The 13,605-nt window shown below is 53.3% G+C and carries 16 protein-coding genes; 6 read left to right on the forward strand and 10 right to left on the reverse strand.

The features are described 5' to 3' along the window. Positions 1 to 412: 412 nt before the first annotated feature. Positions 413 to 913, reverse strand: coding sequence for a glycosyltransferase family A protein (locus NT137_00030; protein MCX6651733.1), 501 nt, complete (start codon positions 911 to 913; stop codon positions 413 to 415). Positions 914 to 1,042: 129 nt separating this feature from the next. Here NT137_00030 and NT137_00035 point away from each other — a divergent pair, with 129 nt between their 5' ends. Beyond that, positions 1,043 to 1,324, forward strand: coding sequence for a hypothetical protein (locus tag NT137_00035; protein MCX6651734.1), 282 nt, complete (start codon positions 1,043 to 1,045; stop codon positions 1,322 to 1,324). 191 nt (positions 1,325 to 1,515) lie between these two features. Here the strand turns inward: NT137_00035 and NT137_00040 are convergent, their stop codons facing one another. The 3 genes from NT137_00040 to NT137_00050 all read right to left on the reverse strand — a co-directional run bounded on the left by NT137_00040 (position 1,516) and on the right by NT137_00050 (position 3,281). Next, positions 1,516 to 2,073 carry a TATA-box-binding protein gene (locus tag NT137_00040; protein MCX6651735.1) on the reverse strand — a complete coding sequence of 186 codons (558 nt, stop codon included), beginning with the start codon at positions 2,071 to 2,073 and terminating at the stop codon, positions 1,516 to 1,518. Positions 2,074 to 2,382: 309 nt separating this feature from the next. Beyond that, positions 2,383 to 2,907 carry a hypothetical protein gene (locus NT137_00045; protein ID MCX6651736.1) on the reverse strand — a complete coding sequence of 175 codons (525 nt, stop codon included), beginning with the start codon at positions 2,905 to 2,907 and terminating at the stop codon, positions 2,383 to 2,385. A gap of 83 nt (positions 2,908 to 2,990) precedes the next feature. Further along, the gene (locus tag NT137_00050; GenBank protein ID MCX6651737.1) at positions 2,991 to 3,281 is read right to left on the reverse strand and encodes a hypothetical protein; all 291 of its coding nucleotides are present in this window, start codon (positions 3,279 to 3,281) and stop codon (positions 2,991 to 2,993) included. Positions 3,282 to 3,831: 550 nt separating this feature from the next. On the opposite strand from NT137_00050, the gene NT137_00055 reads away from it, so the two are divergent. Further along, the gene (locus NT137_00055) at positions 3,832 to 4,707 is read left to right on the forward strand and encodes a prenyltransferase (protein MCX6651738.1); all 876 of its coding nucleotides are present in this window, start codon (positions 3,832 to 3,834) and stop codon (positions 4,705 to 4,707) included. A gap of 849 nt (positions 4,708 to 5,556) precedes the next feature. Here NT137_00055 and NT137_00060 read toward each other — a convergent pair. The 3 genes from NT137_00060 to NT137_00070 form a co-directional block, all read right to left on the reverse strand. Then, a complete protein-coding gene (locus NT137_00060; protein MCX6651739.1) occupies positions 5,557 to 5,730 on the reverse strand; it encodes a hypothetical protein in 174 nt (57 codons plus the stop codon). A 46-nt stretch (positions 5,731 to 5,776) separates the two neighbouring features. Continuing rightward, positions 5,777 to 6,100, reverse strand: a complete 324-nt coding sequence (locus NT137_00065) for a hypothetical protein (GenBank protein MCX6651740.1) — start codon at positions 6,098 to 6,100, stop codon at positions 5,777 to 5,779. A gap of 377 nt (positions 6,101 to 6,477) precedes the next feature. Further along, complete coding sequence (locus NT137_00070) at positions 6,478 to 7,266, reverse strand: aquaporin family protein (GenBank protein ID MCX6651741.1); 789 nt, start codon at positions 7,264 to 7,266, stop codon at positions 6,478 to 6,480. A gap of 193 nt (positions 7,267 to 7,459) precedes the next feature. Here NT137_00070 and NT137_00075 point away from each other — a divergent pair, with 193 nt between their 5' ends. Both NT137_00075 and NT137_00080 read left to right on the forward strand, forming a co-directional pair. After that, entirely contained in the window at positions 7,460 to 8,545 is a 1,086-nt protein-coding gene (locus NT137_00075) for a hypothetical protein (protein ID MCX6651742.1), read from the forward strand. Between the two features lie 615 nt (positions 8,546 to 9,160). After that, on the forward strand, positions 9,161 to 9,340 hold the full coding sequence (locus tag NT137_00080; GenBank protein ID MCX6651743.1) for a hypothetical protein: 180 nt from the start codon (positions 9,161 to 9,163) through the stop codon (positions 9,338 to 9,340). 227 nt (positions 9,341 to 9,567) lie between these two features. Here the strand turns inward: NT137_00080 and NT137_00085 are convergent, their stop codons facing one another. Further along, positions 9,568 to 10,074 carry a zinc ribbon domain-containing protein gene (locus NT137_00085; GenBank protein ID MCX6651744.1) on the reverse strand — a complete coding sequence of 169 codons (507 nt, stop codon included), beginning with the start codon at positions 10,072 to 10,074 and terminating at the stop codon, positions 9,568 to 9,570. Between the two features lie 5 nt (positions 10,075 to 10,079). Continuing rightward, positions 10,080 to 10,907 (reverse strand): hypothetical protein, encoded by an 828-nt coding sequence (locus tag NT137_00090; protein ID MCX6651745.1) that lies wholly within the window; start codon positions 10,905 to 10,907, stop codon positions 10,080 to 10,082. Between the two features lie 157 nt (positions 10,908 to 11,064). On the opposite strand from NT137_00090, the gene NT137_00095 reads away from it, so the two are divergent. Continuing rightward, complete coding sequence (locus NT137_00095) at positions 11,065 to 11,235, forward strand: AbrB/MazE/SpoVT family DNA-binding domain-containing protein (protein MCX6651746.1); 171 nt, start codon at positions 11,065 to 11,067, stop codon at positions 11,233 to 11,235. Between the two features lie 685 nt (positions 11,236 to 11,920). Continuing rightward, a complete protein-coding gene (locus tag NT137_00100; GenBank protein MCX6651747.1) occupies positions 11,921 to 12,289 on the forward strand; it encodes a hypothetical protein in 369 nt (122 codons plus the stop codon). 1,007 nt (positions 12,290 to 13,296) lie between these two features. On the opposite strand, the gene NT137_00105 is transcribed toward NT137_00100, so the two are convergent. Further along, complete coding sequence (locus tag NT137_00105; protein ID MCX6651748.1) at positions 13,297 to 13,524, reverse strand: hypothetical protein; 228 nt, start codon at positions 13,522 to 13,524, stop codon at positions 13,297 to 13,299. Positions 13,525 to 13,605 lie beyond the last annotated feature (81 nt).

Genomic DNA, 13,605 nt, shown 5'->3' on the forward strand with positions numbered 1-13,605 from the left:
GGTAAATAGATTAGACCTTAGGGTTTACTATCTTGAATCCCGCCGATGCCAGACATTTAGGCAGTATGCCCAGGATAAGGCACACATATGCTTTCCAACGTTTCCAATCATATGTAAGCGACTTAAGCAAGTATAGCCTACTTGCTTTTCGCTCCCCCAGCCTCAAGTATAGCGTTCCGATACGGTAATAAGAGGCCGCGAGTTCAATTGGATATCGTTCGAAAAGAGAACGATGTTTCTCAGTAATTCGAATAAGCCCATTGACTATTCTTGAAAATTGCCATGTTGTCTGACCTGAATGACGGTGATAGACGAATAAACAATCTCTGATCAAATCGAATTGGCATACCTTTGCCAATGAAATCCACAGGTCCCAATCCTCTACCTGGTCTTCCATGAAACCACCGACCTTTTAAATATAATCTCTTTTAATATTTGCACTGCCCATAGCCACGAAATTGTTTGATAGAATTTGGCCGAGCACATTCCCTCTTATTGAAGCAGGATGGCATATCTCCGCGCCGTCCTCCAAGACATCAATCTGACCACAATAGACGACGCCGATATCGTTACTTGCTTGTTTGAACAATTCCATTTGCTGCTCGATTTTTTTTGGCAATAATTCATCGTCATCGTCGAGGAATGACAAATAATCAGCAGTCGTCAGTTTTGCTCCCAAATCGCGGGCAATAGATACATTGCTCTTCCTTCCTGCTTGAAGGAATACTAGCCTATTGTCATTAAGCTCATGAACCAATGCCTCAATATCCGAGTCTGAACCACCATCCACGACAATTATCTCGATGTTCTTGTAAGTTTGCGATGCCGCGCTTTTTATCGCTCGTTTCAATAAGGTTGGCCTATTATACGAAGTAATAACGACTGCAACCTTAGCGTAAGCAATATCTGACATGATTCAATCCACCAAAGTCAAAGACCAATTAATAAATGGGGAGATTCCCTATTTTGATTTTCTTTTTGACACAGCCGAATTAGAAATAGAGGAGCTTAGGTATGGAGCGGTCTGCCCTCGAACGTGCAAGTGAAGCGGAGTCTGGCCAACTCCGCTTATCACGGCGAAGCGTGCCTGGCCGCCGCCAGGCAGCATGGAGCGACGCCGCTCCATGGCATCAAGAAGAACGCTCGTCATTTCGCGAAACCGGAGACAATGTATCAGAAGATGGCCTCGTTCTGGCAGCACTGGCCGAATCGTGCTGCCGAACTGTACGGCAAGCGCAATCATGCTGAGACGACCTTCAGCATGATTGGAGCGCTGCTCGGATATCCTCTTCGATGTCGGTCGGAAAACGGGTCGAAGAAATGAGGTTCGGTCTAAGATCGCTCTGTTCGATCTAATTCAGCTGGCTATGCGAGTGGAGTTCTGGTCCTGAGAGTTTTGCAACAGGGCCAACAAAGCCTGATTCCATTGCAATGGGATAGGTAGTTCTTATTGTTTCAATGACCCCCCAACTGTATGAATCCGATATTGTATCAATCCAAATTCCCGTTGCAAAGTCAAAGAAATCCGAATTGGCGGATATCCTGGACGACCCTATCTACGGCCCGTTCAAGGTCCTTGTAATTCTTTGCCCCCGTCATTACCATCTTCCCGGAGTTGAACAGGAGACAGACAACATTAGGATCTCTCAATCTATAGACAAGGCCTGGAAATTGTTCTGGCTCATACTCTGTGTCTTCAAGACCCAAAGATACTTTTAGATTTGTTAGATTCAAGGCGCAACCGACATCGTATACCGCAACCAGATTTTGTACGATGATTTCGGGATCAGAATCGACAGGGATGCCTAACTTGTTTAAAAGAATAGCGAATCTTCGTATTGCTCTTCGGACTTCTTCCAGACTTTTACCACCGACGCAATTAGCCTTCCCGCTTCCGAAAAGGAGAATTACAGTCTTCAGGTCGCTGAGTCGGTAAATGAGGCCAGGGAATCGTTCAGGGTCGTATTCTGATCCTGTAAGTTTCTCGGCGACCGTGCATAAATCAAGTTCTTTCGCAAATTGCGTCGAAGCCACAATATTTACTACTCGTGGTCTGGTTTCGATTGCATTCATGATATTCCAAGAGAATACCTATTGACGGTACGAAGAAATAGCTATGTGAAGCGTGTTGCATTAATGCCAGTGAAAGGAGGGTGCGGCATTCGCCTTATCGCCTGGGATGGCGATAAGGCATTTGGGATAACGAAGGCTTTGCACCTAAATCCCGTTTGGCACTCCACTTTAGGTGCAGGGCGCGGAGTTTAGCAAGAAGGCGAGGAAGCTCTCGTCGGGGTTCCTGCTACTGGCTATCATGAGGGTATGAACTCGAAGGTATTACTGCTAAGAGGTTCATCCCCGCGACTTTAGGTGCAACCTATCCCTTTAGGTGCAAAGCCGCTTGTCTGGCTGCTTAAGCAGGCCCAATTCCTTGCTTAAGTCGTACTCGACCGACTGCTTGCAGCCCGGACACTTGCCCTTGAACACTCCGGTCCCGATGCGCTTCTTAAGGTCGGCCAGGCTTCCATTAAGCGTGTCCCGCTCGGCCTCAAGAGCGTTGTACTTCTTGACCAGGGCGTTGTACTGCCCGACCAGCTCGGCCACTCGCTTTTCCAAGGTCGGAATCTTCGCCAGCTCCTCGGTGATTCCGGCCGGAAGGACGGTCTGTTCAACGATCTTCAGAGGCGGCCGCGCAGCGAGGACGTAGGCCGTCCAGGCGGGCACAGTCATCCCATTTTTCGCCGCTTCTTCGCTGAGCGAGCGGCGCAAGCCCACGGGGATCCAGAACTGCAAACGCACATCCTTTTCCGCCGCACTTTCAGGCCGCGACGGTCGCGCCGCCGCGGCCTCTTCAATCATCGCGGCGACTATTTCGGGGCTCGGCGTTTCATCCAGCTTGAATCTCCTCATGGGACGTCACAGAATCCCCGAAGCGTATAAGACTTCGCGTTCCCGACCCCCACGAGGCGGGAAAGCGGGCTCCCTGCGCTCCCTCAGCCAGTTCCGGGGCGGTTCGTCAGCCTACGGTGGCCACAGGTCTGACAGTGCATCCAGCCAGTGAATTGCCCGTTTCTTCTGCCTTCGGTGTACAACGCGCCCTGCTTGTCCGAGGCACCGCACATCAGACAAGTGGACATCAGCCGGCTCACCTCTTCGTCGTCTATGAAACCATCGTCCCCGAGGACCGCGATTATCTCTACAAGCAGGTCGTAGAGCGCATCGACCTTCACGAAGCTGCCTAGGGCGCCCGAGCCGGCGTCCGATCCTGTGACGTCTCGACTCATGCAGGAAGGGCATCTCCGCCTCCCGTCCGAAGTTCTTTCCTTCCGGGATTTCCAGGCGTGTCCGCATTTCCCGCATTGTAGTTCAATCGACATACCTAGTTAATAACATAGACCTATCAAGTTAATAATAATACTACATAGGCCCTGTTGCAAAACTCTCAGGACCAGAATTCCTTACGCATAGCCAGCTGAATTAGGTCGAACAGAGCGAGCTTGACTCGAACCTCGTTTTTCCGGCCTTTTTTCGAGCGACCTTTCCAATCCATTCACCTTTCTAAGCAACTGGCGATATGGATTGGCCCACATATATAGATTTTGATAACAATATAGATAACAAAGGATAAATATGCTCAAGAGACCGGTTCAGAGTTTAGCAACAGAAGCAACGAGATCGGCGGTCCTGCTGTACCTCCCTTCGGCCCTAGGACGTCTTGCGTAACCGCTTGCGCAAGGCAAGTGCCTGTTCTCCTATGGGATTCCATGCGTTCTGCTGGGAATGATGATTTATAGAGGGATGGAAATCTACATCCCCGTGCGCTTCAAGACCTGGATGATCGAGATCAGAGCCCCGTTCCTCCTATTGCCTGTCATATTGGCGGCGGTCGGGAGCGTCCTTACCATAGATGACGGTCATTTCGATGTCCTGAACTTTACCATATTCACATCTATCCTCGTCCTGCTTCACATCAGTGTCAACACGCTGAACGAATATCTCGACCACAAGACGGAGATCGACATGCATACCAGGCGGACGATGTTCAACGGTGGGAGCGGGATTCTCCAGGCAGGAACGCTCCAGCCACAGGAGGTATTAACCGTCGCCCTCGTTTGTTTCGTGCTCGCCGCGCTGCTGAGCGCCTACCTTATCGTTGCGGTATCCTGGCTCCTCATGCTGATAATCGTCCCAGGGATGCTGTTCGTGCTTTTCTATACGCAGATCTTCGCGAGGAACATGCTTGGAGAGGTCGCAGCCGGTCTTGGTCTCGGATTCCTTCCAGTGATCGGGGCATACCTCGTCCAAATACAGGATTTCCCTCTGTCCCTGATGCTCCTGGCGATCACTTCAGGTATCCTTACATTCAACCTTCTGCTTCTCAATGAGTTCCCTGACGTGGAAGCGGATAAGATCGGCGGAAGGAGGAACCTCGTCATATCACTGGGCAGCAAGAAAGCAGCTTGGCTTTACCTCGCCGGGACGGTCGGTGCTTACGGCATAATCCTTGCTGGAATTGCACTTTCGGTGTTTCCGTTGCTCGCGGCCATCGCCCTCCTCACTCTGCCGTTCGCCTTCAAGGCAGTCCAGGGGGCGTTCGGGGGGGCTGAGCAGACATCGACCTTCCTGCACGCGCAGAAGGCTAATGTCCAAGTCGTGCTGATCACCCAGATATTGTTTGTCATCGGGTTCGCAGTCGCTCTCGCGGTCTGAGTTGGGCCAAGCGGCTATAGCCGTACACGATTGCTAATATCATTACCAGCAGCGTTCAGTCTCAATATGGTGATTAGCGACGTCGCAATGTGAAGCCCATCTATGTACCTAGGCGCTCCCTTAGTGCCGCAGATCGTTATGCATAGCGCGCGGCGAACGCCCGAGATAGCCGGAGGCGGCGACCGCCCGACCAGCGGAGGCCGAGGACCAGCGTGTCCAGACGCTTAATTACCCTCTTTTGACCCGCACCATGTTGAAGAGAATCCACATTCTCAGTCGCTCAGAAGAGTGAAAGTACTGGATATGGTTGATGGTGGGTCTGCCCGAACTCAACAGACAGACCCATCCAGCACGACGATTCTCTGCTCGGAATTAAGGAGGAAATCCTGTCAACTCCCAGATGACCGAAACTGATTACTGGACATTTTCAGGAAACCCCTTACCCCTTCTCTTCTTTCTAACTCTTCTAACCAATCTAACTTCTAATCATCATTATCTATCGTCTGGGCAGGGAGTGCGTCCGTTAGTTAGATGAGCAGTCAAATGCTCCGAAAACTAACGCGAAAAAGGAAACCCTTGAGATGCCGGTTTCGGTAATCTCCTCCAAGGTACAGAATGATGGCAAGCAAGGCCACAAACGAGATAATCAATGCAGACGCTTCATGAGCTGAGGCGATTGCGTGAAGAGAACAAGCAAGTATCTGCTACTCGGTGCCCTCGCCGTCGCTCTAATCGTCATAGGAGTGATCTGGTACTTGATTTATACAGGGCATACAGGGCCCAACGGCTGAGCACCACTCCCGAATCACTCCCCCGATGACCTCGTATTCGGGCTCGATCCAAGCGGTTCTAGCCGAGCCCCGACATGGCGGTCCCGATGCCCGAAACGAAGATGGCAATGGCGCGTCCATCGGACATGTTTTGACAAATTATCACCTCTTGGAGCAAGTACCTGTGGTCCATCAACTCCTTCTCCATTGCCTTGAGGACCTCAACGACATCGCCCGAGACCTCATGGGTCATTCAATCATCTCTCGCTTCATCTGAGAATAGCGGACGATTGGGTCGTCTACGTGATCTCCCTGTTGTCGGGCTTTTTCGCCTGGGGAAGCTTCCTCAACCTCGCAGGCGACCTTATGCTGAACTGGACATTCGGCTCAAAGTTGTAAGCCGGTTCGCCGGACATGGGGTTGTTCTCATTCAGGATTCGGTACGCCCTCATGAGCGTGATCCGCATCCTGACCTCGGTTCCGTCGCTTAGCTTGGCGATAATCCATGGGTCGTTTTTCTGCTCCACCAATACCTCGACGGCATCCTTGATGACACCATTCACATTTAGCTGGATGATGTCCTCAGCCGGTTCTTGCTGTTTCTCCTGGGGTTTATCTGCCATAGGCATCGTGATATAGAATGGATGTGGGCTAAAAAGGATTCCTTTTGAGATATAATCCCCCCACTTCACGTCAACAATACTGGCTTGCGACAAAGGGAGGGTAGTCAATCAGCCCCTCCCTTTTGCTTTGCCGTTGAAGGTACTAACCACCAGCTCCTTGTCCATCGGGAGAAGGTGGTGCGTTGTTGGATGTTGGCTTCAAGCGGTTACCGTCATGACTTCTTCTTTCTGCGAAACAGCATGAATCCGCCGACGCCTTTGGGGTGGAACCGCAGAGCCCCCTCATCCTGATGGAATCGGCCTGGCGGTCCTAAAGGATCTCTCGGATGGAAGGAGGCTGGGCCAGGAGCGAGAATAGGAGGAGCTTCTCGGCGAGTTCATTTCTGAGTCGAATCCTTCGGGCATTCGTAGGGAGAGCACTTCTCCGTCCTCGGGCCAGCCTCCATCGCAATCGCGATAGGCTTCTTGGGTGGGCACTCGAACGGGTCGCACTTTTCCTTCAGCTTGGTTGGGAACATGATTCCGAACACGTAGGCGGCGCCGAGCGCGCCAATGACCTCGGCGATCACGAACAGCGCGGCCCAGCAGGGGGCGATCCCGCAGATGGCATAGGTGAACATACGTGCGAAGGAGACCATGGGGTTGGCGTACATGGTGCTAGCTGTGGTGATTAGCATGCCACCGACAACGAATCCCACTGAGAGCCCGGTATGCTTGGAGCTCCCTCTCACGCATCCGATGATGACCCCGATCAGGATGAACGTGCCAATGAACTCGGCGAAGACCTGACCGTAGTTCTTGACATTCCCAGAGACGGTGATGATGGTCGAGTCATAATCGAAGAACATGAGCCCAACGACCAATAGCCCAATGAAACCGCCCGCTAATTGAGCGATGATGTAATAGCTCGCCTTTCTCGGGGCAATCTGCTTGGCGGAGAGCAATGCCAGCGTCACCGCAGGGTTGAAGTGAGCCCCCGAAATGGAACCAAACGTCTCTATCAATGCGAAAAGGACCATGGCCACGGCGACTGCGTTGATGAATACGGCGAGCGCGATCGTGGCACCAGGCAATGTCATGGGAAGGATGGTTGAGCCGATGGCCACCACGACCAGGAACAACGAACCCATAAACTCGGCCAATAAATTCTGTTTGAGCGTTGGCATATTCTCTCCTCCTCGGCAGGCCTTCATGCCCGCTGAGGGGCCAAAATGTAGTTTGAATATAAATATTTGATAATAAACTCAAATAATTGATGATTCGAAGGAAATGTGTATCCCATCATGCAATCTATCCAATATTTGAGAACGAAATAAAATATTAATAAATACACTCAATTTAAGGGCAGAGGAGATTTCCATGACAACGAGGATCACGATAGTCGGGGGGTTCCTGGGAGCTGGGAAGACGACCTTGATCACCAAGATAGCGAAGACCATGATCGAGGGCGGGAAGAAGGTGGGCATCATCATGAACGACCAGGGGACGGACCTGGTCGACAGCCAGTATTCGTGCCTTCAGGGCATAGACACCTGCGATGTGCAGGGTGGCTGCTTCTGTTGCCGCTTCCCTGATTTCATGAACGACGCCAAAGGCCTGATCAATAAGTCCAACCCCGACATCATCATCGCGGAGCCGGTTGGCAGCTGCACGGACCTCCTCGCCACGGTCATCGGTCCTTTGAAGGTGGTCTACGCCGAAGCCTTCTCGGTCGCGCCCTTGATCATCGTCATGGATGCCTCCAGAGCGGTCACGGAGGGCTTCTCTCCGGAGTCGCTCCGTGGCTACCTGCGGCGCCATCAGATCGAGGAGGCGGAATTCGTCGTGCTCTCCAAGGTAGACCTGGTCCAGGGGCCCGAGGTCAAGCAGATAAGCAAGGCCATCCATGAGATCAATCCCACGGCCAAGGTGATCCCCTACTCTTCGGTGAGCGGGGAGGGTTTCGACAAGATCCTGGCCATCGTGAACTCGAAGAAGACGAGCAACCGCTCGCCGAAGGACATCGACTATGATACCTACGCCAAAGCGGAGGCGGAGCTGGGCTGGTACAACGGCAAGGTCGCGTTCATGGCGGAGGGGAAGGTCGACGCCTACGACCTGACCACGAAGATACTTCGCCGGGTCGCTTCCAACTACTCTCCCTCGGACATAGCCCATACTAAAGTGATGATCGTCTCCGAAACCAACGCCGTCAAGATGAGCCAGGTGGGGCCTAGTCTCAGCGTTGACGAGGTGAAGGGCTCCAGGAACGCCGAGGGCAAGGTGGAGATGTTCGTCAACGCCCGCGTCGTCTCCTCGCCTGAGAAGCTCAGGGACTCGGTGCGAGAGGCAGTCAACTCCACGCTTAAGGAGAAAGACCTCGTGGCGAGCGAGTATAAGGACGACTGCTTCTCGCCCTCCCCGCCCAAGCCCTACTACCGCATTACCAAGAAGGGAGGGAGCTGAGGGCGGAGGCCCATGGAACTTGCCCTATTTCGGGTATATGCTCACTTTTGAGGACATCGGAATAGGACGAAACCTCTTCCCTCCCTTTCTCTGATCGCATAGACGAACAGGATTCCCCAGGATCAATTTCAGGAGTGGAATCACTGGATACGGATAGTGGTGGGTCTGTCCGGGCCCACTATCTTAACTATCCAGTCTTTCATTTTATGATTTCAATTGAAAATGAATGAGTCTGACTTATTCTGCGGAACACAGAACCGACTTTATCCAATTTCACTGAAAAAAATCATTTTCTTCAACCCGGTTCAAATTGGAGTGTGAGCCTGGTTCATTGTAGATGAAATACCAAGAACGGCAGGCGGCACAAGTGACTTTATGTTAGGCGTGCAAGGGATTCCTTTTTCTCATAAAAAGGAAGGATTTGCGCACCTTATCACGCGTTTTTAGAGGCTAGGACAGATCCAATAGTCTGTTTCTGATTCTGGCCAGTCGCTTTCGGATATCTTAATACTCAGCCTGCAGACTCAAGAAAATCGAAGGAAATTTTGCGTTGGATTCCTTTTTCAACTGTGGCGCTTTCAGATTGTCCAATCAAAGAAAAGGAGGTGATAAGGAATGGCGACGGAACGCATCGAACTGAGACCCCCTATGGCCGAGTGGCTGAAGGATTACGCTGATACGATGGGAGTGACCCTCCAGGAGCTGGTGACCCACATCCTGCTCCGCTATCGGGAGGAGTTCGAATCCTCGGATGAGCTCGAAGACGAGTCCGAGGACGATGAAGACTCAGAATAGTAGGCAGACCTCTCGCTTTGTATACTGCCAGCGACGGCTGGCTGTTTTCATTTTCTTCATCCGTGACAAAGACAAAACGCTTGCACAGCTGCATGGAAACCGCAAGAGAATGCAACTCTGGCGCTGAATTTCCTCCACGTCGACGATCTGGTCGCCATACTGAACCGCCAGTCAATTCCACTGTCATGGGTTCTTGACAACCCGTCCAAAACCTGGAAGCTCCACTGCTAGCTCTGGGAATCGCCTTCAGGATGCTCGCTCCCGCATGATGAGCAGAAGCGACCAAGGGCCATGCTCGCACCGCACGAGGGACAGAATCTTCCAGGCCGGGGCTTGTCTTGCCCAGACCCGGCCACCTGCTGCACCCTGGTCTTGGGAATCGAAGCGACGCTGGCAGCGACTTGCTGCTGCAGGCGGGAGATCTCCGACTCCAGCACCGCCTTGTGCTTCTCCGGGGCATCGCCCAGGCCCAGCCAAACGCTGGCAACGATGTCGTACTCCACGTAGATAGAAACCCTGCCGCCCAGATCCTTCATCGTCACGCTCAGCTTGGTGCTCACGTCATTGGTCTTCAGACCGAGGACCGTTCCTCCCACGTTGCCTCTTGAACCCGTCAGGCGGACTGGAGCGGCGGATGAATCGAGCACGAATCGCTCCCCGGCGTAGAACGCCCGCACGGCCTCGTAGATCGCATTCCCAGGCCCTTCCGCCTCGAATGCCCTGCCCACCTTCAAACCGCTCACCTCCTGCTTTTCCGACCTAGGAAAATGCCGGCCGCGATTCCGACGACCGCCGCCCCGCCGCCGACGCCCAGGATCGTCGCGGTCTGATCGGATGCGGGGGCAGTTTGGGCGACCACCTCCACGTTCGCCGTCGGGGTACCTTCGAGCGGGAACGTGCCGAGCGAGAACGAAGCAACGACGTAGGACGACGGCTGGCCGATGAGGGAGAGAGCGTAGGCGATGGGCTCGGCGAATCTGAGCACGTAGCCACACGAGATCGCGTAGCTCAGACTGGCCGAGACGGAGGCCGATTCCGTACCGGTCACCGTCATCTTCACCTGCTCCCCGCCCCACTCGGTCCAGGACAGAGACGTCCGATCGAGGTTTCCCGACGTGGATGTCAGGCTCGCCTGCAGAGTTCCGACGACGTTGACGTCCAGGAAGACGATGTTCTGGAACAGGCTGAAGGAGGTGATAGTGCGACTTCCGATCGGCGTGTCGTAGGCGGGGATGGTGACAACCCAGACGCCAGTACCCGCGGTGAGATTCACGATGCTCGTGACTACACTGGGAAGCGGAGCACCGCTCTCGCTGAAGAGCTTAAGCAGGTTCACGTGCAATGACATCGGCAGAGGGGAAGGCGCGAACTGTATCTCCACCTGATCCCCCTTCCTCACCAGGGAATGCTGCGGGCCATAGTCCATCACGAGCCCGAACGACGCACTGACCCCCCTCACCTCGGGCGTCGTGAATGTCGACGTGATGCTTGCTGCGCTGGCGTTACCAGGGACAAGCAACACGGCCACCAGTACGACGCTGGCGATCATCGGGAGACATCTGGACATGCCTCTATGAATCGAACCCGACCTCCGTTCCCGTTCCTCCATACTACCGACCTCTAGACAATGTGATTAGGGGTATTCCTGTATCCTTACTTCATTGTTTCCTTGATTATTATTATGCTTGGAATCGAGATATCAATGGTGCATGAGCGATGGGCATGTGGCGGAAGCCAGGATCACGGCGAAGGGCCAGGTGACGATCCCGAAGAAGATAATGGAGATAATCGGAGCCGAGGAAGGCGACTATCTCCTGTTCTTCCAGGAAGGCGGGAAGGTAACCATAGAGGCGGGCCGGCTCGCGAGCAAGCAGAAAAGGGAAGCTAAGAAGTGAGGGTAGAATGCTGTCTTCCGCTCCCCACCTTTCAATCGCAGATCACCATTGAGCGGCACAACACATCATCCATGACCGAGATGATTCTTTGCCTGCAAAATTCAGATGGACCCGCCCGCACTCTGCTGCTCCCTTAAGCACAGCTGCTTGCGTCGAAGCAGTGAACCCCTCCCTTCTTTTTTGATAACGAAAAAAGTGACTTAAGAGCAGGAATAAGAGCCAAATCTTGTGACGTTAAGTGGATATCGCTGTCACTTGGCATCCCGGGACTCTCAAGAACCCCCTAGCCCCGGGAGTCCATCGAGCCTTTTCTGGGTTTCTTGCATCCCGGGGCGCGTTACATGATTCCCGGCCCCCTCCCGGCGCAACCCGGCCTCCTCAGAGAGCTTCGGACTCTCGGGAGGACTCTCGGGCTTCCTCTCAGGTACTCCCGGCATAACGAATGTTTCTATTCCCGAGCTTGCTCACCCCGCTCGTGCGCCGGTGCCCGCAGTGGAATCAAGGGAGGATATGATCAAGAAACCTGTAAGCGCGGCTACATTCAAGGGGCATAGGATAAGCATCTTGCCGTGTTGTAGCTCCCAGACAAGGACAGAGACGTCAAAGAAAGCGAATCCCGTCTGCTTAAGGCACGTCTATTGAGAGTGAATGCCCCTAAGAGCTTACAATTCAAACGTGACAGCTCATGAACTCAAAACAGAATGTAAGCATGATCTTCGGCGATCGAAGGATTGGTTTCAAATCGCCGCCCTCGCACTACGGTTCGTCGGTGCTCCAAGAAGGAAGGGAATTGCCCGTGCAAGGCACGATGAAACTCAGTACCGAAGCGTACAAAAGGCTCGCGCACCGAGCAATCGACGCAGAGATTCGCCCGAGTGAGCTTCTTGATGCGATCATCTTGTACGCGGATTGGGAAAAAGACCTTCCTGCGCTCGTATCGCGGATAGAAGCGGCCCGCACCACCCCTGAGAGTTCTCCTGAAAGAAAGCCTGAGAAAACTCCTGAGAGTGCAGACCACCTGAGAGAACCTGAGAAATCCCTGAGAGCGACCTGAGAGTGCAATGCGGGGGAAATCTCTCAGGAGCGCCTCGATTCTCTCTCAGGGACGCGGGGTTCCTGAGAATGCCGAGCGTACTCGACCGTCTAAGACGGCGGCAACCCCGATCAAACATGGAGGAATTATAGCACCCGTCGAAGTTCCGAGCTACAAGGAAGCGGCTCCGAAACCCGAGCAAGCGCCGCTTAAGCAGGAGGAAGCACCCTCGGCCCCGCCGAACGAGGTTAAGCAGCGCACTGCAGTTCGGGGGTAGCATACAGAATGTGAGCAGCGTTCATTGTTCACCGGCAAGCAATCAGAGCGCCTTCTTGCCTGCATTTGAGGCTTAAGCCCGCCCGCCCGCTCAGGCAGGCAGATGTACATTCTTGTTCATTGAGCAAGGGACCTTGCTCCAAGAACCCGGCTGTTGCGGCAGAATTGAAGCCTAGACAGGGCCGTTAGCCTCCGTTCACTTCTCCATAGGTCTCGGTAACGAAAGTATCGAAAGGAGTTGAGCCCCGATCGAGAGCGATCGGACAGGCCGATGTTCTCCACTCTGCTCGGTAAGTTCTCGGTATTTCTCGGTATTTCTCGATTCTTAGAGTTCTCGGTTCTTTTCTCGATTTTTCTTTCCTCTCTGCTCGGTTCTCTGTTCGACACATCTCGGCTCTCCTGCGCAGCGCTCTGCGAAACCGTTCTCGGGCTTCCTGTGATATCAGAAGAAATTCACCTGAGAAATCGAACGATGCGTGTTTGAATTTGGCGGTAGGGGACGAACGACCCGCGCTCGCATCGTCATGATTGTCTGACTCTGCTGCTTTTCTATGACTCCCAAGGGTGCAGCTAGCGGGCGCGAGGAGCGCAAACTATATCTTAAGCCTCTTGGGAACGGAATGATCGTATGCAAACGTAGAGGTCTCGATGCCGCATTCTCAGAACTCGTTTACCTACGGGCCCGAGATAAAATATGGACCTATGAGGCAAAGGTCTTCCGCCGGGGATCGCGCCTCCAATGACTAGGATGGCTAATCGCCCCCATCCATCTCCGCGAACAGCTGCGCGATCGTGGGCATCTCCTCCTCCGCCCTCCCCCGCACCATGAAGAATAAGAACTCGCCTTCATCGATGGATATCTTCATGAGGCTGACCAAGAACTTCTGGTCGATCCCTTCCTTCGTCCGGAGACCGACCCCCATTCGATGTACCATTCCGTCGGGTGGGAGAGCCTCCAGCATGCCCTTCAGAATTCGCATCAACGCCAGCACTCTTCTTGCCGCAATGAACGACTCTTCGTTTGTACGTTTCACTGCCGATTTTTCCACCGGAAACGGAAA

The organism is Methanomassiliicoccales archaeon (assembly GCA_026394375.1).
In the GTDB taxonomy this organism is placed as follows: Archaea; Thermoplasmatota; Thermoplasmata; order Methanomassiliicoccales; family UBA472; genus JAJRAL01.

Bases quoted from the DNA above. Each gene is read 5' to 3' on its own strand.
- NT137_00030 (MCX6651733.1), bottom strand. From the start codon at position 913: ATGTCAGATATTGCTTACGCTAAGGTTGCAGTCGTTATTACTTCGTAT.
- NT137_00040 (MCX6651735.1), bottom strand. From the start codon at position 2,073: ATGAATGCAATCGAAACCAGACCACGAGTAGTAAATATTGTGGCTTCG.
- NT137_00045 (MCX6651736.1), bottom strand. From the start codon at position 2,907: ATGAGGAGATTCAAGCTGGATGAAACGCCGAGCCCCGAAATAGTCGCC.
- NT137_00050 (MCX6651737.1), bottom strand. From the start codon at position 3,281: ATGAGTCGAGACGTCACAGGATCGGACGCCGGCTCGGGCGCCCTAGGC.
- NT137_00055 (MCX6651738.1), top strand. From the start codon at position 3,832: ATGATCGAGATCAGAGCCCCGTTCCTCCTATTGCCTGTCATATTGGCG.
- NT137_00060 (MCX6651739.1), bottom strand. From the start codon at position 5,730: ATGACCCATGAGGTCTCGGGCGATGTCGTTGAGGTCCTCAAGGCAATG.
- NT137_00065 (MCX6651740.1), bottom strand. From the start codon at position 6,100: ATGGCAGATAAACCCCAGGAGAAACAGCAAGAACCGGCTGAGGACATC.
- NT137_00070 (MCX6651741.1), bottom strand. From the start codon at position 7,266: ATGCCAACGCTCAAACAGAATTTATTGGCCGAGTTTATGGGTTCGTTG.
- NT137_00075 (MCX6651742.1), top strand. From the start codon at position 7,460: ATGACAACGAGGATCACGATAGTCGGGGGGTTCCTGGGAGCTGGGAAG.
- NT137_00080 (MCX6651743.1), top strand. From the start codon at position 9,161: ATGGCGACGGAACGCATCGAACTGAGACCCCCTATGGCCGAGTGGCTG.
- NT137_00090 (MCX6651745.1), bottom strand. From the start codon at position 10,907: ATGTCCAGATGTCTCCCGATGATCGCCAGCGTCGTACTGGTGGCCGTG.
- NT137_00100 (MCX6651747.1), top strand. From the start codon at position 11,921: ATGAACTCAAAACAGAATGTAAGCATGATCTTCGGCGATCGAAGGATT.
- NT137_00105 (MCX6651748.1), bottom strand. From the start codon at position 13,524: ATGCGAATTCTGAAGGGCATGCTGGAGGCTCTCCCACCCGACGGAATG.